Origin of the sequence: Streptomyces sp. NPDC088387, assembly GCF_044753385.1 — a bacterium.
Classification (GTDB): domain Bacteria; phylum Actinomycetota; class Actinomycetes; order Streptomycetales; family Streptomycetaceae; genus Streptomyces.
Window position 1 is genome coordinate 135,278 of sequence record NZ_JBIVNC010000012.1, and the last position, 24,845, is coordinate 160,122.

At 71.7% G+C, this 24,845-nt stretch carries 24 protein-coding genes; 22 read left to right on the forward strand and 2 right to left on the reverse strand.

All coding sequences use genetic code 11. The annotated features are described in order from the left end of the window. The first annotated feature begins 17 nt into the window (after nt 1-17). The 3 genes from ACIQAC_RS29190 (at nt 18) to ftsH (ending at nt 6,316) form a co-directional block, all read left to right on the forward strand. Nucleotides 18-2,474 carry a [protein-PII] uridylyltransferase gene (locus ACIQAC_RS29190; protein ID WP_402195958.1) on the forward strand — a complete coding sequence of 819 codons (2,457 nt, stop codon included), beginning with the start codon at nt 18-20 and terminating at the stop codon, nt 2,472-2,474. A 280-nt stretch (nt 2,475-2,754) separates the two neighbouring features. Continuing rightward, nucleotides 2,755-4,308 carry a signal recognition particle protein gene (gene ffh / locus ACIQAC_RS29195; protein ID WP_402195960.1) on the forward strand — a complete coding sequence of 518 codons (1,554 nt, stop codon included), beginning with the start codon at nt 2,755-2,757 and terminating at the stop codon, nt 4,306-4,308. A 64-nt stretch (nt 4,309-4,372) separates the two neighbouring features. After that, nucleotides 4,373-6,316: an ATP-dependent zinc metalloprotease FtsH gene (ftsH, locus tag ACIQAC_RS29200; RefSeq protein WP_402195963.1), complete on the forward strand. Its 1,944-nt coding sequence runs from the start codon at nt 4,373-4,375 to the stop codon at nt 6,314-6,316. A gap of 50 nt (nt 6,317-6,366) precedes the next feature. Here ftsH and ACIQAC_RS29205 read toward each other — a convergent pair whose 3' ends face one another. Continuing rightward, entirely contained in the window at nt 6,367-7,224 is an 858-nt protein-coding gene (locus ACIQAC_RS29205; protein ID WP_402195965.1) for an SAM-dependent methyltransferase, read from the reverse strand. Between the two features lie 704 nt (nt 7,225-7,928). Here ACIQAC_RS29205 and ACIQAC_RS29210 point away from each other — a divergent pair. From ACIQAC_RS29210 to ACIQAC_RS29290, 17 genes are all read left to right on the forward strand, one after another. Then, nucleotides 7,929-8,528: a hypothetical protein gene (locus tag ACIQAC_RS29210; RefSeq protein ID WP_402195968.1), complete on the forward strand. Its 600-nt coding sequence runs from the start codon at nt 7,929-7,931 to the stop codon at nt 8,526-8,528. Between the two features lie 376 nt (nt 8,529-8,904). After that, nucleotides 8,905-9,333, forward strand: a complete 429-nt coding sequence (gene rpsP, locus ACIQAC_RS29215; RefSeq protein ID WP_402195971.1) for a 30S ribosomal protein S16 — start codon at nt 8,905-8,907, stop codon at nt 9,331-9,333. A 2-nt stretch (nt 9,334-9,335) separates the two neighbouring features. Then, on the forward strand, nt 9,336-9,575 hold the full coding sequence (locus ACIQAC_RS29220; RefSeq protein ID WP_003973401.1) for an RNA-binding protein: 240 nt from the start codon (nt 9,336-9,338) through the stop codon (nt 9,573-9,575). Between the two features lie 132 nt (nt 9,576-9,707). After that, nucleotides 9,708-10,280: a ribosome maturation factor RimM gene (gene rimM, locus ACIQAC_RS29225; RefSeq protein WP_402195973.1), complete on the forward strand. Its 573-nt coding sequence runs from the start codon at nt 9,708-9,710 to the stop codon at nt 10,278-10,280. Beyond that, the gene (gene trmD, locus ACIQAC_RS29230; protein WP_402196230.1) at nt 10,280-11,113 is read left to right on the forward strand and encodes a tRNA (guanosine(37)-N1)-methyltransferase TrmD; all 834 of its coding nucleotides are present in this window, start codon (nt 10,280-10,282) and stop codon (nt 11,111-11,113) included. Before rimM ends, trmD begins: the two co-directional genes overlap by 1 nt. Nucleotides 11,114-11,248: 135 nt before the next feature. Further along, the gene (rplS, locus tag ACIQAC_RS29235; protein ID WP_402195975.1) at nt 11,249-11,599 is read left to right on the forward strand and encodes a 50S ribosomal protein L19; all 351 of its coding nucleotides are present in this window, start codon (nt 11,249-11,251) and stop codon (nt 11,597-11,599) included. A 45-nt stretch (nt 11,600-11,644) separates the two neighbouring features. Beyond that, nucleotides 11,645-12,361 (forward strand): signal peptidase I, encoded by a 717-nt coding sequence (lepB, locus tag ACIQAC_RS29240; RefSeq protein WP_402195978.1) that lies wholly within the window; start codon nt 11,645-11,647, stop codon nt 12,359-12,361. Next, nucleotides 12,354-13,478 (forward strand): signal peptidase I, encoded by a 1,125-nt coding sequence (lepB, locus tag ACIQAC_RS29245; RefSeq protein ID WP_402195980.1) that lies wholly within the window; start codon nt 12,354-12,356, stop codon nt 13,476-13,478. The genes lepB (ACIQAC_RS29240) and lepB (ACIQAC_RS29245) overlap by 8 nt, the downstream gene beginning before the upstream one ends. Continuing rightward, entirely contained in the window at nt 13,360-14,391 is a 1,032-nt protein-coding gene (gene lepB / locus ACIQAC_RS29250) for a signal peptidase I (protein WP_402195982.1), read from the forward strand. The genes lepB (ACIQAC_RS29245) and lepB (ACIQAC_RS29250) overlap by 119 nt, the downstream gene beginning before the upstream one ends. Nucleotides 14,392-14,648: 257 nt before the next feature. Next, complete coding sequence (gene lepB / locus ACIQAC_RS29255) at nt 14,649-15,422, forward strand: signal peptidase I (protein ID WP_402195983.1); 774 nt, start codon at nt 14,649-14,651, stop codon at nt 15,420-15,422. Next, a complete protein-coding gene (locus ACIQAC_RS29260) occupies nt 15,412-15,930 on the forward strand; it encodes an NUDIX hydrolase (RefSeq protein WP_402195985.1) in 519 nt (172 codons plus the stop codon). Before lepB (ACIQAC_RS29255) ends, ACIQAC_RS29260 begins: the two co-directional genes overlap by 11 nt. Before the next feature lie 56 nt (nt 15,931-15,986). Beyond that, nucleotides 15,987-16,295, forward strand: coding sequence for a DUF2469 domain-containing protein (locus ACIQAC_RS29265; RefSeq protein WP_003965949.1), 309 nt, complete (start codon nt 15,987-15,989; stop codon nt 16,293-16,295). A gap of 118 nt (nt 16,296-16,413) precedes the next feature. Then, nucleotides 16,414-16,776, forward strand: a complete 363-nt coding sequence (locus tag ACIQAC_RS29270) for a YraN family protein (protein ID WP_402195987.1) — start codon at nt 16,414-16,416, stop codon at nt 16,774-16,776. A 1-nt stretch (nt 16,777) separates the two neighbouring features. Further along, a complete protein-coding gene (locus ACIQAC_RS29275) occupies nt 16,778-18,403 on the forward strand; it encodes a YifB family Mg chelatase-like AAA ATPase (RefSeq protein WP_402195990.1) in 1,626 nt (541 codons plus the stop codon). A 338-nt stretch (nt 18,404-18,741) separates the two neighbouring features. Continuing rightward, entirely contained in the window at nt 18,742-19,920 is a 1,179-nt protein-coding gene (gene dprA, locus ACIQAC_RS29280) for a DNA-processing protein DprA (RefSeq protein ID WP_402196231.1), read from the forward strand. 314 nt (nt 19,921-20,234) lie between these two features. Beyond that, nucleotides 20,235-21,080, forward strand: coding sequence for an RNA polymerase sigma factor WhiG (whiG, locus tag ACIQAC_RS29285; RefSeq protein ID WP_402195993.1), 846 nt, complete (start codon nt 20,235-20,237; stop codon nt 21,078-21,080). A gap of 121 nt (nt 21,081-21,201) precedes the next feature. Beyond that, nucleotides 21,202-21,759 (forward strand): TetR/AcrR family transcriptional regulator, encoded by a 558-nt coding sequence (locus tag ACIQAC_RS29290; RefSeq protein WP_402196233.1) that lies wholly within the window; start codon nt 21,202-21,204, stop codon nt 21,757-21,759. Here the strand turns inward: ACIQAC_RS29290 and ACIQAC_RS29295 are convergent. Continuing rightward, entirely contained in the window at nt 21,713-22,462 is a 750-nt protein-coding gene (locus ACIQAC_RS29295; RefSeq protein ID WP_402195996.1) for a murein hydrolase activator EnvC family protein, read from the reverse strand. The genes ACIQAC_RS29290 and ACIQAC_RS29295 overlap by 47 nt on opposite strands. Nucleotides 22,463-22,731: 269 nt before the next feature. Here ACIQAC_RS29295 and rpsB point away from each other — a divergent pair, with 269 nt between their 5' ends. After that, nucleotides 22,732-23,679 (forward strand): 30S ribosomal protein S2, encoded by a 948-nt coding sequence (gene rpsB / locus ACIQAC_RS29300; protein WP_402195999.1) that lies wholly within the window; start codon nt 22,732-22,734, stop codon nt 23,677-23,679. 291 nt (nt 23,680-23,970) lie between these two features. Then, entirely contained in the window at nt 23,971-24,807 is an 837-nt protein-coding gene (tsf, locus tag ACIQAC_RS29305) for a translation elongation factor Ts (protein WP_402196002.1), read from the forward strand. The last annotated feature ends 38 nt before the right edge of the window (nt 24,808-24,845 follow it).

Consider the following 24,845-nt stretch of genomic DNA (forward strand, 5'->3'; position numbering starts at 1 on the left):
AGAACAGGAGTCGCTGGGTGACGAGTACGGACGTACAGCACGAAGCAGAGGACTCGGGACCCAGCGGCTACGCGGCGGCCCGGCTGCGCCTCCTCGGTGAGGGGGCGCGGTCCGGGCCGCCGCGCCGTTCCGCCCTCGCCGAACTGACGGACGACTGGCTGGCCGGCCTGTTCGACGCGGGCGCCGGCACCCTGCGCGGGGTCTCCCTGGTCGCCGTCGGGGGATACGGCCGGGGGGAGCTCTCCCCGCGCAGCGACCTCGATCTGCTGCTGTTGCACGACGGCGCCGACCCGTCCGCCGTCGCCGCGCTCGCCGACCGGCTCTGGTACCCCGTCTGGGACCTCGGCATCGCCCTCGACCACTCCGTGCGGACACCGGCCGAGGCCCGCAAGACCGCGGGCGAGGATCTGAAGGTCCAACTCGGCCTCCTCGACGCACGTCACCTCGCCGGCGACCTGGGGCTGACCGCGGCCCTGCGGACCACCGTGCTCGCCGACTGGCGCAACCAGGCCCCCAAGCGGCTGCCCGAACTCCAGGAGCTGTGCGCCGAACGCGCGGAGCGCCAGGGCGAGTTGCAGTACCTCCTGGAACCGGACCTCAAGGAGGCGCGCGGCGGACTCCGGGACGCCACCGCGCTGCGGGCCGTCGCCGCGTCCTGGCTGGCCGACGCCCCGCGCGAAGGGCTCGACGACGCCCGGCGCCGGCTGCTCGACGTACGCGACGCACTGCACCTGGCCACCGGACGCGCCACCGACCGGCTCGCCCTCCAGGAGCAGGACCAGGTCGCCGCCGAACTCGGCCTGCTCGACGCCGACACCCTGCTGCGCCAGGTCTACGAGGCCGCGCGGGTCATCTCCTACGCCAGTGACGTGACCTGGCGCGAAGTGGGGCGCGTCCTGCGCTCGCGCGCGGTACGGCCCAGACTGCGCGCCCTGCTGGGCGGCGGTGGCGCGAAACCGCCCGTCGAACGCTCCCCGCTGGCCGAGGGCGTGGTGGAGCAGGACGGCGAGGTGGTGCTCGCCCGCGCCGCCCGACCCGAACGCGACCCCGTCCTCCCGCTGCGCGCCGCGGCCGCCGCCGCACAGGCCGGACTGCCGCTCTCCCTGCACGCCGTACGGCGCATGGCGAGCACCGCACGCCCCCTGCCCACCCCGTGGCCCGCCGAGGCGCGCGAACAACTCGTCACGCTGCTCGGCTCCGGCCATCCGACCGTCGACGTCTGGGAGGCGCTGGAGGCCGAGGGGCTGATCACCCGGCTGCTCCCGGACTGGGAGCGGGTGCGCTGCCGGCCGCAGCGCAACGCCGTACACATCTGGACCGTCGACCGGCACCTCATCGAGACCGCCGTGCGCGCCTCCGAGTTCACCCGCCGCGTCAGCCGCCCCGACCTGCTGCTGGTCTCCGCCCTGCTGCACGACATCGGCAAGGGCTGGCCCGGCGACCACTCGGTGGCCGGCGAGATCATCGCCCGCGACGTGGCCGCCCGGATCGGCTTCGACCGCGCGGACGTCGCCGTCGTCGCCACCCTCGTCCGGCATCACCTGCTGCTCGTCGAGACCGCGACCCGACGCGACCTGGAGGACCCGGCCACCGTGCGCGCGGTCGCCGAGGCCGTCGGCTCGCAGAGCACGCTGGAGCTGCTGCACGCGCTCACCGAGGCCGACGCGCTGGCCACCGGCCCGGCCGCCTGGTCGTCGTGGCGCGCCTCGCTGGTCACCGAACTGGTCGGCAGGGTCTCGGCCGTGCTCGCGGGGGACGCGCCCGACGCCCCGGTGGACGCGGCGCCCACCGCCGAGCAGGAACGGCTCGCCCTGGAGGCCTTCCGCACCTCCGGACCCGTCCTGGCGCTGCGCGCGCAGACCGCGCCGCCCGCCGAGGAACCGGAACCGGACGCCGAGCCCGAGCCGCTCGGCGTCGAGCTGCTGATCGCCGTACCCGACCAGCCGGGTGTGCTGCCCGCCGTGGCCGGGGTGCTCGCGATGCACCGGCTCACCGTGCGCACCGCCGAACTGCGCGCCCTGGAACTGCCCGACGGTGTCGAGGGGGCGGTGCTGCTGCTCGACTGGCGGGTCGCCGCCGAGTACGGCTCCCTGCCGCAGGCCGCCCGGCTCCGCGCCGATCTGGTACGCGCGCTGGACGGCACCCTCGACATCGCGGGCCGGCTCGCCGAGCGGGACGCCGCTTATCCGCGCCGCAGAGGCGTGGTGGCGCCGCCGCCGCGCGTGACCGTGCCCCCGACGGCGTCCCGGCACGCCACCGTCATCGAGGTCCGCGCGCAGGACGCCCCCGGGCTGCTGTTCCGCATCGGACGGGCCCTGGAGGACGCGGGGGTGCGGATGCGCAGCGCACACGTCAGCACGCTCGGCGCGAACGCCGTGGACGCCTTCTACGTCACCGACCGCGACGACGCCCCGCTGCCGGCCGGGGAGGCGACGGCGGTGGCCCGCAAACTGGAGGAGACGCTGCGGGTGTGACGGTGGAGGCGTGACGCGCGTGAGGCATCGCGCGCGTGCGTGCGCGTTCGCCGTGTATGCGCCGTGCGGGTGGGCGGGCCGGGTGTACGCGACGAGCGTGTGCCTGCGTGCCGCGCGGCGGGTGACGTGTGCCCGCCTCCGCGGTGTGCGCGCGTGCGTGCCGTAAGGCGCGTGCGCGGAGTCCCCGTCGCCGGAGGTGCCGGGCGGGGACGAAGGCTTGCGCGGCCGGATACCCTGGAAGACGCTCAGACTGCCCCCGACCCCGAGGACCGACGCCGCCGTGTTCGATACTCTCTCCGATCGCCTCTCAGCGACTTTCAAGAACCTGCGCGGCAAGGGACGGCTCTCCGAAGCGGACATCGACGCCACCGCGCGCGAGATCCGCATCGCCCTCCTCGAAGCGGACGTGGCGCTGCCCGTCGTGCGCAGCTTCATCAAGAACGTCAAGGAGCGCGCGCTCGGGGCGGACGTCTCCAAGGCGCTGAACCCCGCCCAGCAGGTTCTGAAGATCGTCAACGACGAACTGGTCCAGATCCTCGGTGGCGAGACCCGGCGGCTGCGGTTCGCCAAGCAGCCGCCGACCGTGATCATGCTGGCCGGTCTCCAGGGTGCCGGTAAGACCACGCTCGCCGGCAAGCTCGGCCGGTGGCTGAAGGAGCAGGGCCACTCGCCGCTGCTGGTCGCCGCCGACCTCCAGCGCCCCAACGCCGTGAACCAGCTGAGCGTGGTCGCGGAGCGCGCCGGTGTCGCGGTCTTCGCCCCCGAGCCGGGCAACGGCGTCGGTGACCCGGTCAAGGTCGCCAAGGACTCCATCGACTTCGCGAAGTCCCGGGTCCACGACATCGTGATCGTCGACACCGCCGGCCGGCTCGGCATCGACCAGGAGATGATGCAGCAGGCCGCGGACATCCGCGACGCCGTCTCCCCGGACGAGATCCTCTTCGTCGTCGACGCGATGATCGGCCAGGACGCGGTCAACACCGCCGAGTCCTTCCGCGACGGCGTCGGCTTCGACGGTGTGGTGCTCTCCAAGCTCGACGGCGACGCCCGCGGTGGCGCGGCCCTGTCGATCCGGCAGATCACCGGCAAGCCGATCATGTTCGCCTCGAACGGCGAGAAGCTCGAGGACTTCGACGCCTTCCACCCCGACCGGATGGCCTCCCGCATCCTCGACATGGGTGACCTGCTCACCCTGATCGAGCAGGCGGAGAAGACGTTCAGTCAGGAAGAGGCCGAGAAGATGGCCTCCAAGCTGGCGTCCAAGAAGGGCCAGGACTTCACCCTGGACGACTTCCTGGCCCAGATGGAGCAGGTCCGGAAGATGGGCAGCATCTCCAAGCTGCTCGGCATGCTGCCCGGCATGGGCCAGATCAAGGACCAGATCCAGAACCTCGACGAGCGGGACGTCGACCGCACCGCCGCCATCATCAAGTCGATGACACCGGGCGAGCGCCAGGAACCGACGATCATCAACGGCTCGCGCCGCGCCCGTATCGCCAAGGGTTCCGGCGTCGAGGTCAGCGCGGTGAAGAACCTGGTGGAGCGGTTCTTCGAGGCCCGCAAGATGATGAGCCGCATGGCCCAGGGCGGAGGTATGCCCGGCATGCCGGGGATGCCCGGCATGGGTGGCGGCCCCGGCCGGCAGAAGAAGAAGCAGAAGCAGGCCAAGGGCAAGCAGCGCTCGGGCAACCCGATGAAGCGCAAGCAGCAGGAGCTGGACGAGGCGGCCCGCCGCGAGGCCGCCGCCCAGGGGGGCAACGCCTTCGGGGTGCCGGGGCAGCAGGCTCCCCAGGACTTCGAGCTGCCGGACGAGTTCAAGAAGTTCATGGACTGACGGGTCCGGCGCCCGCGGGTGCCGTACGCATGCCCGTGCGGCTTTCCTGTCGTAACGTCCCGATATGAGCAATGCCGCGCCGCCGCGCAAGTCGCCCGACCAGCCCTGGCGAACCGAGGGCGCTCCCGAGAAGGAGCCGTCCTCGCCGTCACCCGGTGGGCGACGGATGCGCGGCGGCTGGTGGGGTCTGATCCTCACCGCGCTGGTCGTGTATCTGATCGCCAACCTGGTGCTGTCGTTCTTCAACGACGGTGACGAGCCGACGATCTCCTACACCGCGTTCAGCAAGCAGGTCGGCGACGGCAACGTCAGCAAGATCTACTCGACGGGTGACGCGATCCAGGGCCAGCTGAAGAAGGCCCAGGACAACCCGGACGGCGACGGCAAGTACACGAAGTTCAAGACCCAGCGCCCGGAGTTCGCCGACGACCGGCTCTGGGAGCAGCTCACCAAGAACAACGTCACCGTCACGGCGGAACCCGTCGTCCAGCAGCGCAGCTTCCTGTCCAACCTGCTGATCTCGCTGGCCCCGATGCTGCTGCTCGTGGTCCTGTGGATCTTCATTGCGCGGCGGATGTCACAGGGGCTCGGCGGAGCGGGTGGCGTGTTCGGCCGCAAGGAGCCGCCCAAGCCGTTCGCGCTGGAGCCGGGGGAGAAGCGCACCACGTTCGAGGACGTGGCCGGAATCGACGAGGTCGAAGGTGAGCTCAACGACGTCGTCGACTTCCTGAAGAACCCGGACGCCTATCGCCGGATGGGCGCCAAGATGCCGCGCGGTGTGCTGCTCTCCGGCCCGCCCGGCACCGGCAAGACCCTCCTCGCGCGGGCGGTCGCCGGCGAGGCGGGGGTGCCCTTCTTCTCCGCGTCCGCCTCGGAGTTCATCGAGATGATCGTGGGTGTCGGCGCCTCCCGCGTGCGGGAGCTCTTCGCCGAGGCCCGCAAGGTCGCCCCTTCGATCATCTTCATCGACGAGATCGACACCATCGGGCGGGCCCGCGGCGCCGGGGCCGGCATGGGCGGCCACGACGAGCGCGAGCAGACCCTGAACCAGATCCTCACCGAGATGGACGGCTTCTCCGGCTCCGAGGGGGTGGTCGTGATCGCCGCGACCAACCGCGCGGACGTCCTGGACTCCGCCCTCACCCGCCCCGGCCGCTTCGACCGCGTCGTCACGGTCTCCCCGCCCGACCGCGGCGGCCGCAGGGCCATCCTGGAGATCCACACCAGGCAGATCCCGCTCGACCCGGACGTGAACCTCGCCCAGCTCGCCCGGACGACCCCCGGCATGACCGGCGCCGAACTGGCCAACCTCGCCAACGAGGCCGCCCTGCTCGCCGTCAAACGCGGCCAGGACAAGGTGACCCAGGCCAACCTCTCCGAAGCCCTGGAGAAGGTCCAGCTCGGCGCGGAACGCCCCCTGGTGATGCCCGAGGAGGAACGCCGGCGCACCGCCTACCACGAGAGCGGACACGCGCTCCTCGGCATGCTCCAGCCCGGCGCCGACCCCGTCCGCAAGATCACCATCGTCCCGCGCGGACGCGCACTCGGCGTCACCCTCTCGACGCCGGAATCGGACAAGTACGCGTACACCGAGGAGTATCTGCGCGGCCGGATCATCGGCGCACTCGGCGGCATGGCCGCCGAACACGTCGTCTACGGAGTCGTCACCACCGGCTCGGAGAACGACCTGGAACAGGTCACCGGCATCGCGCGCGGCATGGTCGCCCGCTGGGGCATGAGCCCCGAGGTCGGCCGTCTCTCCGCCCTCCCGAACGACGCCCAGCAGGCCTACGGACTCGCCGCCGCGCCCCAGACCCTCGACGCGATCGACAGCGAGATGCGCCGCATCGTCGACGAGTGCTACGAGGAGGCGTGCCGCAAACTGCGCGACCACCGCGGCCAGCTGGACGAACTCGCCGCAGCGCTCCTGGAACACGAGACGCTGGAGGAGCCGGACGCGTACCGGATCGCCGGCGTCACCCGGCTGACGAAGGAGACGGACGACTAGCGCCTGTCCGGCGGCTCAGGCCGGAGGGCGCCCGTCGCCTCCGGCGCGAACTAGCGCACGCGCGCGACGAGATACCGGAACACGTTCGGCATCCACACCGTCCCGTCGTGCCGCCGGTACGGGTGCAGCGCCTCCGTCAGCTCCTTGTCGACCTGAGCCTGGTCCGTCGCCGTGATCGCCGCGTCGAACAGGCCGGTGGACAGCAGACCGCGCAGGGCGCTGTCCAGGCCGGCGTACCCGAAGGGACACGCGACCCGGCCGGAGCCGTCCGGTTCGAGTCCCGCCCGCGCGGCGACCTCCTCCAGGTCGTCACGCCGCGCGGCGCGCCAACTCGCCGGGCCCCGCAGCGGATCGGCCAGTTTCTCGGCCACCCGCAGCACCGACGAGGTGGCACACCGCTCCGGCGGTCCCCAGCCGGCCAGCACGACCGGCGTCCCGCGCGCGGCCAGTGGCGCCGCCGCGCGGAGGGACGCGCCGAGCCGCTCGCCGTCACCCGCGAGGGCGCCGACCGGCTCGAAGGCGGTCACCAGGTTGTACGGAGATGTCCCGGAGTCGTGGGCGTCCTCGGGCCCGCCCGCCACGAGCCGGGCGTGCGCACGCGCGCGTGCGCCCCACGGCTGCGGCACGAGCCGCTCCCGCGCGAGAGCCAGGCGCTCGGCGGAGGACGGTTCGACACCGGTGACCGAGGCGCCTCTGGCGGCCGCCATCACCAGGGCCAGCCCGCTGCCGCAGCCGAGGCCGAGCAGCCGCGTGGCCGAACCCACTTCCAGTCGCTCGTAGACGGCCTCGTAGAGCGGCACCAGCATCCGCTCCTGGATCTCCGACCAGTCACGCGCGCGTGCACCGAGGTCCGCGCGGAACGCAGGTCCCGCGTGAGCCGGGTGCTGCCGCACGAGCGTAGGTGTCATGTAATGCGCCCCATTTCGCAGAGAGTTTCCGCTGTGCCGGATTGCGTGGCCCCCGTGCCGTGCGCTCGCACTCCCCCCGTATGCCAGGAAACTCCGGGCTCGCGACCGCGTCCAGGGGTCTGGGGGGCCCGCTTGCCCCCAGCCCGGCCACTTGGCGAGATTTCACATCCCGGCAACCTGGGACCCCGTACGACGTCGCCCGCGCGGCGATTGGCCGGAACGCGGCGCCGACGGCGACAGCCTGTCGCGGAGCCCCCCAAGCGGAGGCGGAACCGGTCGGCGCTCTTCGGCGTCGAAGCCCGGGAAGCCGTTCCGGCCAAGGTCGGCGACGCCGTGACCGGCCGCGCGGGCGGGCCGCCGGGTGTCCGGCGGACGGGGGGCGGGGCGGTGTCTTGCACCGATGGCGAGGGCGGTAACGTCTGCGTCGTCGCGCGCCCCGACGCCGTAGTGCCGGGCGGAGCGAACAGGCGGCCGAAACGCCCCTTGCGCATCCGCCGACCGCAGCCCCCCGGCGGGCTTACCCCGCCTACGCGCGGGATCGTAGTGCGGACTACGCACCAGCTTGGTATGGACTGCGAGGCTTCTCCGCAGATCAGCGCACCCGCCCTCGTCGCGACGCATCAGCGGCAACTGACGGGTACGTGCAAATTATTTGGGATGCCCCGGAATAGGAACACAGCGGGACCCCGGCTCGTTGTCATTACGTGAGCACGACACCACCTGTTCTCGCCGCAGAGCTGGCACAGGCGTGGGCCGACATTCAGCGGTACCACCCCGAGCTGCCAGATCTAGCCGCGCCCGAGTCCCTGATCGGAGAGTCGTCGTCCGCCTGCGGGCACACACTCTCCTTCGAGCGACTGCTTCACGAGGCAGTCCACGGCATCGCAGCCGCCCGCGGAATCCGCGACACCTCCCGCGCCGGCCGGTACCACAACCGCAGATTCCTCGCGATCGCCGAGGAGCTGGGCCTGGACCACCCCGAGGAGCCGCACCCCAGCAGCGGCTTCTCGCTGGTCACGCTCAACCCCGAGGCCAAGCGTCGGTACCGCTCGACCATCGAGCGGCTCCAGCGCGCCCTCAAGGCACACACCGTCGCGACCGCCTCCGACACCACCCGGTCCTTCAGAGGCCCGGCGGCCCGGCACGGGTCCTCCGGGGGTGGCGTACGGGTCAAGGCGGTCTGCGACTGCGGACGCAACGTCCGTGTCGTTCCGTCTGTCCTGGCGCAGGCGCCGATCGTCTGCGGCGGCTGCGGGAAGCCGTTCCGGATTCCTGAGGTGGTGGGCGCGGGCGTAGCGGGCTGAGCGTCCGGCATCTCGTGGATGCCGGATGCCTCCGGCGGTTCTTCGGTGGGGGCCGGGGGACGTCCGGGGTGTTTTCGGGTGCGGGTGGGCTGTGGCTTGTCGCGCAGTTCCCCGCGCCCCTTATCGGGGTTGCCTGTGCCCGGCACTGAGTTGTTCCCCGGGGTTGCCCGTGTCCGGCGCAGGGGGTAGCGGTGCCTCCCGGTGGACCTCGGGGAGGGGGGTGCGTTGGGTGTGGCACAATGGGTGGCTGTACTCGACAGCCGCACAGGAACCCTCTCGCCTCCGGCTGACGCGTCCATCGGGCACTCGGGTACCGCAACCCCACGCGGCAGTCTCGCCGTGCCCAACCACGTCAAAACCAGGAGAACCCACTCCCGTGGCAGTCAAGATCAAGCTGAAGCGTCTGGGCAAGATCCGTTCGCCTCACTACCGCATCGTCGTCGCCGACTCCCGTACCCGCCGTGACGGCCGGGCCATCGAGGAGATCGGCAAGTACCACCCGACGTACAACCCGTCGGTGATGGAGGTCGACGCCGATCGCGTGGCCTACTGGCTGGGTGTCGGCGCGCAGCCGACCGAGCCCGTGCTCGCCATCCTCAAGAAGACCGGCGACTGGCAGAAGTTCAAGGGCGAGCCCGCCCCGGCTCCGCTGCTCGTCGCGGAGCCCAAGTCCACCCGTCCGTCGTTCGAGGCTCTCGGCGGCGACGAAGACGGCAAGGGCGAGGCGATCACCCAGAAGAAGAAGTCGGAGAAGAAGGACGAGGCCGCCGCTGCGTCTTCTTCGTCTGAGCCGACCGAGGCCTGAGCATGCTTGAGGAGGCTCTCGAGCACCTCGTGAAGGGCATCGTCGACAACCCCGACGACGTGCAGGTCGCCTCGCGCAACCTGCGCCGCGGACGTGTGCTCGAGGTCCGGGTCCACCCGGACGACCTCGGCAAGGTGATCGGCCGCAACGGCCGCACCGCACGCGCTCTGCGCACCGTCGTCGGCGCCATCGGCGGCCGTGGTGTCCGTGTCGACCTCGTCGACGTGGACCACGTCCGCTGACGTCGGACCGCCGCGTTCCGCGCGGCTGACGTCTTACGCAGCACCGGCTCGGGCCGGGGAGGGCCATCGGGCCGTCCCCGGCCCGTCGTCGTACGACAGCGGGTCAAGGAACGTGACAGGAGATCCAGGAAAGTGCAGCTCGTAGTCGCACGGATCGGCCGCGCCCACGGCATCAAGGGCGAGGTCACCGTGGAGGTACGTACCGACGAACCGGAGCTCCGGCTCGCCCCCGGTGCTGTCCTGGCCACCGACCCGGCCGCCACCGGCCCGCTCACCATCGAGACCGGCCGGGTGCACAGCGGCCGTCTCCTGCTGCGCTTCGCGGGCGTACGGGACCGCAGCGGCGCCGAGGCGCTGCGCAACACCCTGCTGATCGCCGAGATCGACCCGGAAGAGCTGCCCGACGGCGAGGACGAGTACTACGACCACCAGCTGATGGACCTGGACGTCGTCACCAGGGACGGCGTCGAGGTCGGCCGGATCACCGAGATCTCGCACCTGCCCTCGCAGGACCTGTTCATCGTGGAGCGGCCCGACGGCAGCGAGGTCCTGATCCCGTTCGTCGAGGAGATCGTCGCGGAGATCGACCTGGAGGAGCAGAAGGCGGTCATCACGCCTCCGCCCGGCCTGATCGACGACCGCGCGGAGATCGCCTCCAGCCGGGACGAGTCCGACGGGGACGGTTCCGGCGGGGGCGAGTCGTGATGCGCCTCGACGTCGTCACGATCTTCCCCGAGTACCTCGACCCGCTGAACGTCTCCCTGGTCGGCAAGGCACGCGCGCGGGGCCGGCTCAACGTCCAGGTGCACGACCTGCGCGGCTGGACCTACGACCGCCACAACACCGTCGACGACACGCCCTACGGCGGCGGCCCCGGCATGGTGATGAAGACCGACCCCTGGGGCGAGGCCCTCGACACCGTCCTCGCCGACGGCTACGAGAGCGGCTCGCGCGCGCCGGCCCTCGTCGTGCCGACGCCCAGCGGCCGCCCCTTCACCCAGGAACTGGCCGTCGAACTCTCCGAGCAGCCCTGGCTGATCTTCACACCGGCCCGCTACGAGGGCATCGACCGGCGGGTCGTCGACGAGTACGCGACCCGGATGCCGGTCCACGAGGTGTCCATCGGCGACTACGTGCTCGCCGGCGGCGAGGCGGCCGTACTCGTCATCACCGAGGCCGTCGCCCGGCTGCTGCCCGGCGTCCTCGGCAACGCCGAGTCCCACCGCGACGACTCCTTCGCGCCCGGCGCCATGGCCAACCTCCTGGAGGGGCCCGTCTACACCAAGCCGCCGGAGTGGCGCGGACGTGACATTCCCGACGTGCTGCTCAGCGGGCACCACGGGAAGATCGCCCGCTGGCGCCGCGACGAGGCGCTGCGGCGTACGACACTCCACCGGCCCGACCTGATCGAGCGCTGCGAGCCCAAGGCCTTCGACAAGAAGGACCGCGAGATGCTCTCCATCCTCGGCTGGTCACCGGACCCGGAGGGCGAGCGGTACGGCCGATTTTGGCGCAGGACCGACGACGTGGAAGAATAGGCGGCTGTTGTGCGCCCGTCCGGCGTGCGCCCCTGCCACAGGGGGACACGACGCCCGCCTCGACCGGCACAGCACTCATACCGAACACCTAGATGCCGTTGATGACCTGTGGCATCAGCGAGGAAAGCAGACGAAATGTCTCACCTGCTCGACACCGTCGACTCCGCGTCGCTGCGGACCGACGTTCCCGCCTTCCGTCCGGGCGACACGGTCAACGTGCACGTCCGCGTCATCGAGGGCAACCGCTCCCGTGTGCAGCAGTTCAAGGGCGTCGTGATCCGCCGCCAGGGTTCCGGTGTGCGCGAGACCTTCACGGTCCGCAAGGTCTCCTTCTCCGTCGGCGTCGAGCGCACCTTCCCGGTGCACACCCCGATCGTGGAGAAGATCGAGCTCGTCACCCGTGGTGACGTCCGCCGCGCGAAGCTGTACTACCTGCGCGACCTGCGCGGCAAGGCCGCGAAGATCAAGGAGAAGCGCGAGAACTGATCTCGCGCGGGCGTTCATGGCGGGGCCGGATAGCATCTGGCCCCGATGGACACCGAAGCACGGCAGACGGAGCGCGACCGCTCCTCCAGCCCCTCCGAAGCCGGGAACACCCCGGAGACCGAGGGACCGGAGGACCGGTCGCGTTTCTCGTTGGTGTCGTGGATCTCCGAGTGGCTGCCCGGCGGCCGGATCACCCTGACCGCGCTGGTCTGCCTGGTGTTCCTGCTGCTCCTGAACGCCTTCGTGGTACGGCCGTTCGAGATTCCCAGCGGATCCATGGAACCCGGATTGAGGATCGGGGACCGCGTTCTCGTAAATAAGTTGGCGTACCGTTTTGGTTCCGGGCCGGAGCGGGGCGACGTCGTGGTGTTCGACGGCACCGGCTACTTCGGGGACGCCGACTACATCAAGCGCGTCGTGGGCGTAGGGGGAGACCGCGTGGTCTGCTGCGACAAGGACGGGAGGGTCCAGGTGAACGGCCGGTCGGTCGACGAGTCGGAGTTCCTGCACCCCGGCGACGGCCCGTCCACGGTGCCGTTCGACGTCGTCGTGCCCGACGGCACCCTGTTCGTCCTCGGCGACCACCGCGCCGACTCCAGCGACTCCCGCGACCATCTGGGCTCACCCGGCGGCGGCATGATCCCCGTAGACGCCGTCGTCGGCCGCGCCGACTGGATCGTCTGGCCCGCCGGCCACTGGAGCCATCTGCAACGCCCCGACGCCTACGCGCGCGTGCCCGCCCCGGACGGTGCCCATGGGTAACCGCGGACGGCCGCGCGGAGTCTCCAGCAGCGCCGCCGAGAACCTGCTGCCCACCGGCAGCCGGCGCGCGTTCGTCGCGGCCGACGGCCGCTCCCGCGCGGAGCGACGCAAACTGCAACGCAAGGTCAAGCGGCGCAGACGGCGTTCGGCCATCAAGGAGATACCGCTCCTCGCCGGTGTGGCCGTCCTCATAGCCCTGGTCCTGAAGACGTTCCTGGTCCAGGCCTTCGTGATTCCGTCGGGCTCCATGGAGCAGACGATCCAGATCGGCGACCGGGTCCTGGTCGACAAGTTCACCCCCTGGTTCGGCTCCAAGCCGCAGCGCGGCGACGTTGTCGTCTTCAAGGACCCCGGCGGCTGGCTCCAGGACGAACAGCCCACGCAGCAGAAGGACGACCCCGTCGTCGTCAAGCAGGTCAAGGAGGTGCTGACCTTCATCGGCCTGCTGCCCTCGGAGAACGAGAAGGACCTCATCAAGCGGGTCGTCGGTGTCGGCGGCGACCGCGTCAAGTGCTGCGACTCCCAGGGCCGGGTGACCGTCAACGGCGTACCGCTGACCGAGAGCGACTACCTCTATCCCGGGAACCCACCCTCCGAAACCCCATTCGACATCACCGTCCCCCAGGGCCGGTTGTGGGTGATGGGCGACCACCGCTCCAACTCCGCCGACTCGCGCGCCCACCAGGACCAGGACGGTGGCACGGTCTCCGAGGAGGAGGTCGTCGGGCGGGCCATGGTCATCGCGTGGCCCTTCAACCACTGGACGTCGCTGGACGAACCGAAAACATACGCTTCCTTGACCGACTCAACGCCCGGGGCGACCGCGGCTCCCCCGCTGTCGCATAGGGTTGCCCCCGGCGATCCGTACCCACTGGATCGCGCTATCGGTCCGAACGCAATGATCCAGCTCCCGACCCCTGCGGAACTCCCGCTCGTTATGGGAGTGGTGGGCCTGCGCCGCGCATGGGGCAGGCGGCGGCACAGAGTGAGGAGTTGGCGTGGGGGATGTGGCGGTTGGCGCACGATCCGGACACGACGGCGAGGAGCACCACGAGCGCCCCGTGGAAGCGGACGCCCAGGCCGACGACGCCGTGACCTCCGGGAGTTCCCGGAGTGAGGACGGCGTGACCCCGGAATCGCCCGGTCCCACGGGCCCGTCGGGCCCCTCCGGTCCGACGGCCGGTGACGGGGAGCCGGGCGACAGCGCGCCGGCGCCGAAGAAGCCCCGCTCCTTCTGGAAGGAGCTGCCGATCCTGATCGGTATCGCGCTGGTCCTGGCGCTGCTGATCAAGACGTTCCTCGTGCAGGCCTTCTCGATCCCGTCCGACTCGATGCAGAACACCCTTCAGCAGGGTGACCGGGTGCTGGTCGACAAGCTCACCCCGTGGTTCGGTTCCGAGCCGGAGCGCGGCGAGGTCGTCGTCTTCCACGACCCGGACAACTGGCTGGCGGGCGAGCCGGCCGCCGACCCCAACGCCCTTCAGACCTTCCTCAGCTGGATCGGCCTGATGCCGTCCGCGGAGGAGAAGGACCTCATCAAGCGGGTCGTCGGCGTCGGCGGCGACACCGTCTCGTGCGAGGGCACCGGCCCGCTGATGGTCAACGGCCAGGCGCTCAACGAGCCGTACGTCTACCCGGGCAACACCCCGTGCAGCCAGGACGACCAGGGCGGCCAGTTCACGGTCAAGGTCCCCAAGGGCTTCATCTGGGTCATGGGCGACCACCGGCAGAACTCGCGGGACTCCCGCTACAACACCGCCGACAAGAACCACGGCATGGTCCCGGTGGACGAGGTCGTCGGGCGGGCCGTCGTCAAGGCGTGGCCGATCAACCGCTGGGGCACGCTGCCCGTGCCGGACACCTTCGACCAGCCCGGTCTCGGCGACCAGTCGAACGCGGCCGCGGGCCTGGTCAACGCGCCGAACGCGCTGGCCCTCGCCGGAGCCGCCCCGATCGTGCTGTGGCGCCGCCGCCGGCTCACCACCGCCGGTACGCGGGGCGCGGGCGTGACGCCCACTGACCGCCCCTGACAAACCCGGCCCCCCGCGCGCGGGGCCGCACACCCACCCGGCCCGGGTCCCCGTCGTCCTACGGGGGTCCGGGCCGCGTCGTGTGCCGGTGTACGGGCGTGATGCGCGGGCCGGGTCTCGTACGGGGCCGGGCGGCCGTGCCGTCGGACGGGGGCCCGGGGCGTCGTACGCGCTCGTGAAGTCCTTGTGGAGCCTTGACTCCCGGCGGCCCCGGAAGGGCTGACCGGGTCTGGTACCGCCGGGTAGGGTGCGGATCCATGGGTGGCGAGAGCACAACACGTACGGCCCCGGCCGGCGCCGCGGGCACCGGAGCGGCGGGTGGCCGGACCGGGCAGATACTCTCCGGGCTGGCCGTGGGGCTCGGCCTGGTGCTGTTCCTCGGCGGATTCGCCTGGGGAGCGGTGGTCTACCGGCCGTACACCGTGCCCACCTCCTCGATGTCGCCGACCATCGGCGTGGGCGACCGGGTGCTGGCGGAGCGGGTCGACGGCGCGGACGTACGCCGCGGTGACGTCGTCGTCTTCAAGGACACCACCTGGGCCGACTCGCCCGTCGTCAAGCGTGTCGTGGCCGTCGGCGGAGACACCGTCGCCTGCTGCACGGACGGCAGGCTCACGGTCAACGGCAAGGAGATCGACGAGCCGTATCTGCCCGAGGGCGAGTCCGCGGAGGCGTCGGACTTCCCGACCGTCACCGTGCCCGACGGACGGATCTTCCTGCTCGGCGACGAGCGGCAGGGCTCCCTGGACTCCACGGCCCACCTCGCCGACGCCGCGAGCGGCACGGTCGCGCTCGGCGCCGTCGACGCGCGCGTGGACGCCGTGGTGTGGCCCATGGACGGCATGCTGGAACGCCCCACCGGTTTCGAGGCGCTCGGCACCCTGTCCGACCCGGGCCCGTTGCGTACGGTCGTGGCACTGATCGTCGCCGGGGTCGTGCTGATCCTCGGTGGCGCCGCCTACGGGCCGCTGGCCAAGCGGGCGGGCGCGCGGGCCGCGCGGCGCGGGACGGAGCCGGCCGGTGTCGGCTGAACCGGCCGCCGAGGACACCTACCGGGGAGGGCTGCGCAAGGTCGCCCGCGTGGTGCTGCTCGACCCGCAGGACCGGATTCTGCTGCTGCACGGCCATGAGCCGGACGATCCCGCCGACGACTGGTGGTTCACACCGGGCGGGGGCGTCGAGGGTGACGAGAGCCGCGAGCAGGCCGCGCTGCGGGAGCTCGCCGAGGAGACCGGGATCACACGGGTCGAGCTGGGGCCGGCGCTGTGGCGCCGCAGATGCTCCTTCCCGTTCGCCGGACGGAGGTGGGACCAGGACGAGTGGTACTACCTGGCACGCACGGCACAGACCACGACCGGGGCCCTCGCGCTCACCGAGCTGGAGCGGCGCAGCGTCGTCGGAGCCAGGTGGTGGACGTGTCGGGAACTGACCCGGACACATGAGACGGTGTATCCGACCAGACTCGCCGAGCTGCTGCGCAGACTGCTCGACGAAGGTCCCCCGCCCAGGCCCGAGATCCTTGACACGGAAATCGTCTAGAGGCTCGTGGGACTGGCGCACAATGGTGGGATCGCACGGCTGAAGGGGAACATGCCATGAGCGCCGAGGACCTCGAGAAGTACGAGACCGAGATGGAGCTGAAGCTCTACCGGGAGTACCGCGATGTCGTCGGTCTGTTCAAATACGTGATCGAGACCGAGCGGCGTTTCTACCTGACCAATGACTACGAGATGCAGGTGCACTCGGTCCAGGGTGAGGTGTTCTTCGAGGTGTCCATGGCGGATGCCTGGGTGTGGGACATGTACCGGCCGGCTCGCTTTGTGAAGCAGGTCCGGGTGCTCACGTTCAAGGACGTGAACATCGAGGAGCTGAACAAGAGCGATCTGGAGCTGCCGGGCGGCTGAAGCGAGCCCGGGTCTCACCTGGACGGGTGACGGGGTTTTCCACAACCGGTGAGTAACCAACCAAGATCCACTTCTTGGTGGTGGATGCGTGACGGTTGGCGCCTGAGGAGGTGCCGACATGAACGCACGAGACGCACTCGGCAGGTACGGCGAGGAGCTGGCCGCCCGACGGCTGGCCGAGACCGGTATGACGGTCCTGGAGCGCAACTGGCGCTGTGGCAGGACCGGAGAGATCGACATCGTGGCACGGGACGGAGACGTCCTGGTCGTCTGCGAGGTCAAGACCCGCAGGGCGGGATCCTTCGAGCATCCGATGGCCGCGGTGACGCCGGTCAAGGCGGAGCGGCTGCGGAGCCTCGCCGAGCGCTGGACCCAGGAGCACGGGGGAGCGCCGCCCGGCGGGGTCCGGATCGACCTGATCGGTGTGGTGCTGCCCGACCGGGGCGCGGCCGTGGTCGAGCACGCGCGGGGGGTGGCCTGAGATGGGCTTCGCGCGTACGTGCTCCGTGGCCCTCGTCGGTGTCGAGGGTGTGGTCGTCGAGGTCCAGGCCGACCTCGAACCGGGCGTCGCCGCGTTCACCCTGGTGGGGCTGCCCGACAAGAGCCTGACCGAGAGCCGGGACCGGGTCCGGGCGGCGGTGGTGAACTCCGGGGCCGCCTGGCCGCAGAAGAAACTCACCGTCGGGCTCAGCCCGGCGTCCGTACCCAAGGGCGGTTCCGGCTTCGACCTGGCCGTCGCCTGCGCGGTGCTGGGCGCCGCCGAGGTGATCGACCCCCGGGTGCTGGCCGACATCGTGATGATCGGCGAGGTCGGCCTCGACGGCCGTGTCCGGCCGGTACGGGGCATCCTGCCGGCCGTCCTGGCCGCCGCCGACGCGGGCTACGAACAGGTCGTGGTCCCCGAGTGCGCCGCCGCGGAGGCCTCCCTCGTGCCCGGCGTCTCCGTCCTCGGGGTGCGCAGCCTGCGGCAGCTGATCGCCGTGCTCACGGACGGTCCCGTGCCCGACGAGCAGCCCGACGAGGTGGGCCGTCCCGACCCGATGCTCGCCGGACTGCGCGTGCCGGGCACCGGCTCCGCCACCGGCATGCACAGCCTCGGCGCCGCACTCCACGACGTGGGGCACGACCTGTCCGACGTGGTGGGCCAGATGGCGGCGCGTACGGCGGTGGAGGTCTCCGCGGCCGGCCGCCACCACCTGTTCCTCGAAGGTCCGCCGGGCGCCGGCAAGACGATGCTCGCGGAGCGGCTGCCGGCGATCCTGCCGCCGCTCCAGCGGGAGGAGTCGCTGGAGGTCACGGCCGTGCACTCGGTGGCGGGACTGCTGCCCGCGGGCAAGCCGCTGATCGACGCTGCTCCCTACTGCGCCCCGCACCACTCGGCCACCATGCAGGCGCTCGTCGGCGGTGGCCCCGGGGTCGCCCGGCCCGGTGCCGTGTCGCTCTCGCACCGGGGTGTGCTCTTTCTGGACGAGGCGCCGGAGTTCAGCGGGCGGGCGCTCGACGCGCTGCGGCAGCCGCTGGAGGCCGGACACGTGGTGATCGCGCGCAGCGCGGGTGTGGTGCGGTTCCCCGCCCGGTTCCTGATGGTGCTGGCCGCCAACCCGTGCCCGTGCGGGCGGTTCTCGCGGACGGACGAGTTGTGCGACTGCACGCCGTCCGCGATCCGCCGCTACCAGGCACGGCTCTCCGGGCCCCTGCTCGACCGGGTCGACCTGCGCGTCGAGGTCGACCGCGTCACCCGCGCGGAGCTGTCCGACTTCGCCGCACGCGGCGAGTCCTCGGCCACAGTCGCCGACCGGGTCCGCGCGGCACGCGAACGGGCCGCGGCCCGGCTGGCCGGCACACCCTGGCTCACCAACAGCGAGGTGCCGGGACGGGAGCTGCGCACCCGCTGGCACCCCGAGAGCGGCGCGATGAACGAGGCGGAGCGCCATCTGGAGCGGGGTGCGCTGACCGCGCGGGGCATCGACCGGGTGCTGCGGGTCGCCTGGACCGTCGCGGACCTGGTCGGCCACGCCCGCCCCACCACAACGGACGTCGCCGTCGCCCTACAGCTCCGCACCGGCGTCCCGCGCGGCGCGCCCATGGCACTGGGGGCACTGACGTGAGGGGCGGGGGAGGGGTGGACGACGGTCCCGGTGAGGGGTCGGACGAGGGTCCGGGGGGCGCGGTTGGCGGTGGCTCGGGCGGAGCCCCACCCTCTGATGCCGGCGAGGGTCGGGCCGATGACGGCCCGGTTGTTGGTGGCGCCCCGCGGGCTGATGGGGGTGGCGGTTCGTCGGCTGATGGTGCCGCGTCCACTGATGGGGGTGGCGGTTCGTCGGCCGGTGGCGTCACGCGGACTGACGTGGGCGGTGGCCCGCCTGCTGGTGGCGTCCCGCGGGCTGTCGGCGGTGGGGATTCGTCGGGCCGTGGCACCTGGGCCCTTGGCGATCTCCGGGCCGGTATAGGCGATCCCTACCCCGGTACGGGGGCCGAGTCGTCGGACCGTGACCTTCTCGATCGGGTTCTTCTTACTCGGGTCATTGAGCCCGGGGACGAGGTCGGGGGGCGGTGGGTGCGGGAGTTCGGGGTGCGGGAGGTCGCCCGGCGGCTGCGGGGCGAGGGGGCCGTGCTGCCGGGTGTGAGCGGCAAGCGCTGGGGTGGGCTGCGGGCCCGCGCCGCGCAGGCCGAGCCGGCCCGGGACCTCGCGGTGGCCCGGGACGCCGGGGTGCGGTTCGTGTGCCCGGGGACGGGCGAGTGGCCGGGGCAGCTGGACGACCTCGGCGACGCCAGGCCACTGGGACTGTGGGTGCGCGGGCGCCCCAGCCTGCGGATGTGGGCGCTCAGATCCGTCGCGGTCGTGGGCGCGCGGGCCTGCACCGCCTACGGCGCCCACATGGCCGCGACCCTCGCCGCCGGCCTCGCCGAACGCGGCTGGGTCGTCGTCTCCGGCGGCGCCTACGGGGTCGACGGCGCCGCCCACCGGGGCGCCCTCGGCGCGGGCGGGGCCACGGTCGCCGTACTGGCCTGCGGTGTCGACCGCCCCTATCCGCGCGGGCACACCGAGTTGATCTCCAGGATCGCCCAACAGGGGCTGGTGGTCGGGGAGTTGCCGCCGGGTGATCATCCGACACCGAGCAGGTTCATCCTGCGGAACCGGGTGATCGCCGCGCTCACCCGGGGCACGGTGGTCGTCGAGGCCGCGTACCGCAGCGGTTCGCTGGTGACGGCCCGCGCCGCGCAGCGGTTGGGCCGTCACACGATAGGGGTGCCCGGCCCGGCGACCAGCGCGCTCTCGGCTGGGGTGCACGAACTGCTCCGCGCGGACGCCGTCCTGGTCACCGATGCCGCCGAGGTCGTCGAACTGGTCGGCGGTATGGGCGAGCTGGCCCCGGACCGGCGGGGACCGGTGCTGCCGCGCGACCTGCTGGAGCCGGCCGCCCGGCGGGTCCTCGCGGCGCTGCCCGCGCGCCGGTCCGCCCCGGCCGCCGAGATCGCGCGCGGCGCCCAGACCACCGAGGACGACACGATCGCGAGACTGTACGAACTCAGAGCACTTGGTTACGTCGAACGACACGGCGACGGCTGGAAGTTGACACGCCAGGCGATGATCTCGGTCCGCGGCGGTCCGAGCGGGTGCTGACCGAGTGTGTTCGGCCGTCCGGGGGAATGTGTAAATCCTGCGGGAAACAGCGCAGTTGACCCGAAGATGCGATCACGCAGAGCCATCGAGGTGACCCTCGGGGATGCCCGCCGGACCGGCCCCCGGCCCGGTCCGGCGGCCCACCTTCGCGCACTGCGACTGTCCGATCACGCTACGCTCACGAGGATCCGGTCCAGGCCGGTGCCCCGCCAGACGCACGACACCCCCAGGAATCCCGCAGGAACCCCGCACCACACTCCGCACCGCACCCGCACCCACCGCACACTTCACGGCAGAACGGCACAAGGCGACGAATGCCCCAGCACACCTCCGGGTCCGACCGGGCGGCGATCCCCCCAGCCGCCCGTGACGGTGGCAGCATGCGGCCGCCCGCTCCCTCGACGCTCGACGAACTCTGGCGCTCGTACAAGGCGACGGGGGACGAGCGGCTGCGGGAGCAGCTGATCCTGCACTACTCGCCGCTGGTGAAGTACGTGGCGGGCCGGGTGAGCGTCGGTCTGCCGCCCAATGTCGAGCAGGCGGACTTCGTGTCGTCGGGGGTGTTCGGGCTGATCGACGCGATCGAGAAGTTCGACATCGACCGGGAGATCAAGTTCGAGACGTACGCGATCACCCGCATCCGGGGCGCGATGATCGACGAGCTGCGGGCCCTGGACTGGATCCCGCGCTCGGTGCGGCAGAAGGCGCGGAACGTGGAGCGGGCGTACGCGACGCTGGAGGCGCGGCTGCGGCGCACGCCGAGCGAGTCGGAGGTGGCCGGCGAGCTGGGTATCGCGGTGGACGAACTGCATGCGGTGTTCAGCCAGTTGTCGCTGGCCAACGTGGTGGCGCTGGAGGAGTTGCTGCACGTCGGGGGCGAGAGCGGCGGCGACCGGCTGAGCCTGATGGACACCCTGGAGGACACCGCCGCGGACAACCCCGTGGAGGTGGCCGAGGACCGGGAGCTGCGGCGGTTCCTGGCGCGGGCGATCAACACCCTGCCCGAGCGGGAGAAGACCGTGGTGATGCTCTACTACTACGAGGGTCTGACGCTGGCCGAGATCGGCAACGTCCTCGGGGTCACGGAGAGCCGGGTCAGCCAGATCCACACCAAGTCGGTCCTCCAGTTGCGGGCGAAACTGGCCGGATTCGGCCGCTGAGCCGCACGGGGCCCGAGGTCCCGGCGGATGCCCCCGCCGCATTCCGGGCGAGCTGTGTCACTGCCCAACCGCGGGGTCCGTCCGTAAAGTGGTTGACGTGCCAAGGATTCGAGCGGCCTCCGTGGCCGAGCACCGGTCGATGCAGCGAGCCGCCCTGCTGGACGCGGCCCGCTCCCTGCTGTCCGAGGGCGGTACGGAGGCGCTGACCTTCCCGGCCCTCGCCGAGCGCACGGGCCTCGCGCGCTCCTCGGTGTACGAGTACTTCCGGTCGCGGGCGGCCGTGGTCGAGGAGCTGTGCGAGGTCGACTTCCCCGTCTGGGCGGCGGAGGTCGAGTCGGCGATGGCCGCGGCGGACGGGGCCGAGGCGAAGGTCGAGGCGTACGTCCGCAAGCAGCTGGAGCTGGTGGGCGACCGGCGCCACCGGGCCGTGGTCGCCATCTCCGCGAGCGAGTTGGACGCCGGCGCCCGGGAGAAGATCCGGGCCGCGCACGGCGGACTGGTGGCGATGATCGGCGAGGCCCTGACCGCGATGGGCCACGCGGAGCCCCGGCTCGCGGCGATGCTGCTCCAGGGTGTGGTGGACGCGGCGGTCCGCAGGATCGAACTGGGAGCGGCGGAGGAACCGGGCGCGATCACCGAGGCGGCCGTGGGGATGGCGTTGCGGGGGGTCGCGGGCTGAGGCCCCGGGCCGTGTCCGCGAAGGCCCGTCCGCCCACGGCGTGCACGACCCGGGCGGCACGGGCGACCCGGGCGGCGCGGGCGGCGCGGGGGAGCGGTACGCCGTACACCGGCAGGAGGCGCGACGGCGCTCGCCTCAGCAGGTGCGCGGGAAGCAGCGACAAGGGGTTGAGGTAAGCGCCGGCCCGGCGCAGACCCCAGTGCACGCATGTTCCCGTCCCTCCCGTCCCGACCGCGCAGTGTGAGGGGCCGCCGGACTCGACGACGCCCAGGACCGCGCCCGCGCCGACCTCGTCGCCCTTGCGCACCGACGCCCGCACCGGCTCGTAGGTGGTGCGCAGGGGCGGTTCGCCGGTGCCGGTCAGTGCCACGGAGACGACGCCCTTGCCGGCGACCCGGCCCGCGTAGAGGACCCGTCCCGCGGCCACCGACCGGACCGGTTCACCGGGGGCCGCCGCCAGGTCGACGCCGCGGTGTCCCCTGCCGTACGGCGTCAGGGGCGGGTCCCAGCCCCGGAGCACGCGAGGCCGCTCCCCGACGGGCCAGACGCTGCCGAGCACCGGGACCGCAGGGACCGCCGGGTCGCCCGGACCGCGGGCCGGTGCCATGGCGCGGGCCGCCCAGGAGGGCAGGGCCGACATCAGCGCCAACGCCAGGACCAGGCACAACAGGGGTGCGGGCAGCCGTCGTAGAGATCGTTTCATGGCCTCACCGTGCCGCAGCCGGGGCGATCTTGGCGTGGAACTGTGGGCTACTCACGGGTTGTGGACAACGGCGTCATCCGGTGCCTCGTGGGTCCCGTACACTTCTGATGGCGATCCGGGTCACCGGGTCGACTTCGCACGCCCCGACACGGCGGCCGGAAACGGTCCCTGTCAGCGCCCCTCGGTCCTTAGTGGCACGGCGCATGCGGGCGTCAGGCGCGGAAGCCGTCCGGCATCCGCGGCAACCGAGAACCAAGGAGAACACGGCCATGGCCGTCGTCACGATGCGGGAGCTGCTGGAAAGCGGCGTCCACTTCGGTCACCAGACCCGTCGTTGGAACCCGAAGATGAAGCGGTTCATCTTCACGGAGCGCAACGGCATCTACATCATCGACCTGCTCCAGTCGCTGTCGTACATCGACCGCGCCTACGAGTTCGTCAAGGAGACCGTCGCCCACGGCGGCACGGTCATGTTCGTCGGCACGAAGAAGCAGGCGCAGGAGGCCATCGCCGAGCAGGCGACCCGCGTCGGCATGCCCTTCGTCAACCAGCGCTGGCTGGGCGGCATGCTCACCAACTTCTCGACCGTCTACAAGCGCCTCCAGCGCCTCAAGGAGCTCGAGCAGATCGACTTCGAGGATGTGGCCGCGTCCGGCCTCACCAAGAAGGAGCTGCTCGTCCTCTCCCGCGAGAAGGCCAAGCTGGAGAAGACCCTCGGCGGTATCCGCGAGATGCAGAAGGTGCCCAGCGCCGTCTGGATCGTGGACACCAAGAAGGAGCACATCGCGGTTGGTGAGGCCCGGAAGCTGAACATCCCGGTCGTCGCGATCCTCGACACCAACTGCGACCCCGACGAGGTCGACTACAAGATCCCGGGCAACGACGACGCGATCCGCTCCGTCACCCTGCTCACCCGCGTGATCGCGGACGCGGTCGCCGAGGGCCTCATCTCCCGTTCCCGTGTCGCCACCGGCGACAAGGGCGAGAAGGCCGCCGGCGAGCCGCTGGCCGAGTGGGAGCGCGACCTGCTCGAGGGCGAGAAGAAGGCCGACGAGGCCGCTCCGGCCGCCGACGCCGCCGCTGCCGAGGAGGCCCCCGCCGCGGAGGCGCCCGCCGCCGACGCTCCGGCCACCGAGGAGGCTCCGGCCCCCGAGGCCGCCGTCACCGAGGAGACCCCGGCCGCCGAGGCGCCCGCCGCCGAGGGCGAGCAGGCCTGACCCTCCGGGTCGCAGGGCCGCAGGCCCGGCCCTCCGGGGACGGACCGCAGAGCTGGAAGTGACGGCGGGTGGCGCCGAACGCGCCACCCGCCGTTCACCCACAGCCAGTAGATCTGCGGGCACCGCAGATCTCCGCAGCCCGCGGATCTTCGAGCCCGCCGGTCTTCGCAGCGAGAGGATCCGCGCCCACGGGGATCCTCGTAGCCCGTAGATCTTCGGCGGTCTCTCGCACAAGCCGCGAGCGCGCCGCCGACTTCGAGACTTCGAACTCCGAGAAGAGATTTACAGATCATGGCGAACTACACCGCCGCCGACGTCAAGAAGCTCCGTGAGCTCACGGGCGCCGGCATGATGGACTGCAAGAAGGCGCTGGACGAGGCCGACGGCAACGTCGAGCAGGCCGTCGAGGCGCTCCGTATCAAGGGCCAGAAGGGCGTCGCCAAGCGCGAGGGCCGCTCCGCCGAGAACGGCGCCGTGGTCTCGATCATCGCCGACGACAACTCCTCCGGTGTCCTTGTCGAGCTGAAGTGCGAGACGGACTTCGTCGCCAAGGGCGAGAAGTTCCAGGCCGTCGCCCAGACGATCGCCGAGCACGTCGCCAAGACCTCCTTCGCCGACCTGGCGGCCCTGCTCGCCTCCGAGATCGAGGCCGGCAAGACCGTCCAGGCGTACGTCGACGAGGCCAACGCCAACCTCGGCGAGAAGATCGTCCTGGAGCGCTTCGCGCAGTACGCCGACGGCTACGTCGCCGCGTACATGCACCGCACGATGCCCGACCTGCCGCCGCAGATCGGTGTCCTCGTCGAGCTGGACAAGCCGAACGCCGAGATCGCCAAGGGCGTCGCCCAGCACATCGCCGCCTTCGCGCCGAAGTACCTGGCCAAGGATGAGATCCCGGCCGACATCGTCGAGGCCGAGCGCCGCATCGCCGAGGAGACCACCCGCGCCGAGGGCAAGCCCGAGGCCGCGATCGCCAAGATCGTCGAGGGTCGCCTCAACGGCTTCTTCAAGGACGCGACGCTGCTGGGCCAGCCGTACGCGCTCGACAACAAGAAGTCCGTCCAGAAGGTTCTGGACGAGGCCGGTGTCACCCTGAAGCGCTTCACGCGTATCAAGGTCGGCATCTGAGTCCGTACCGCGATCGACGCGCGAGCCCCGGCGGAACC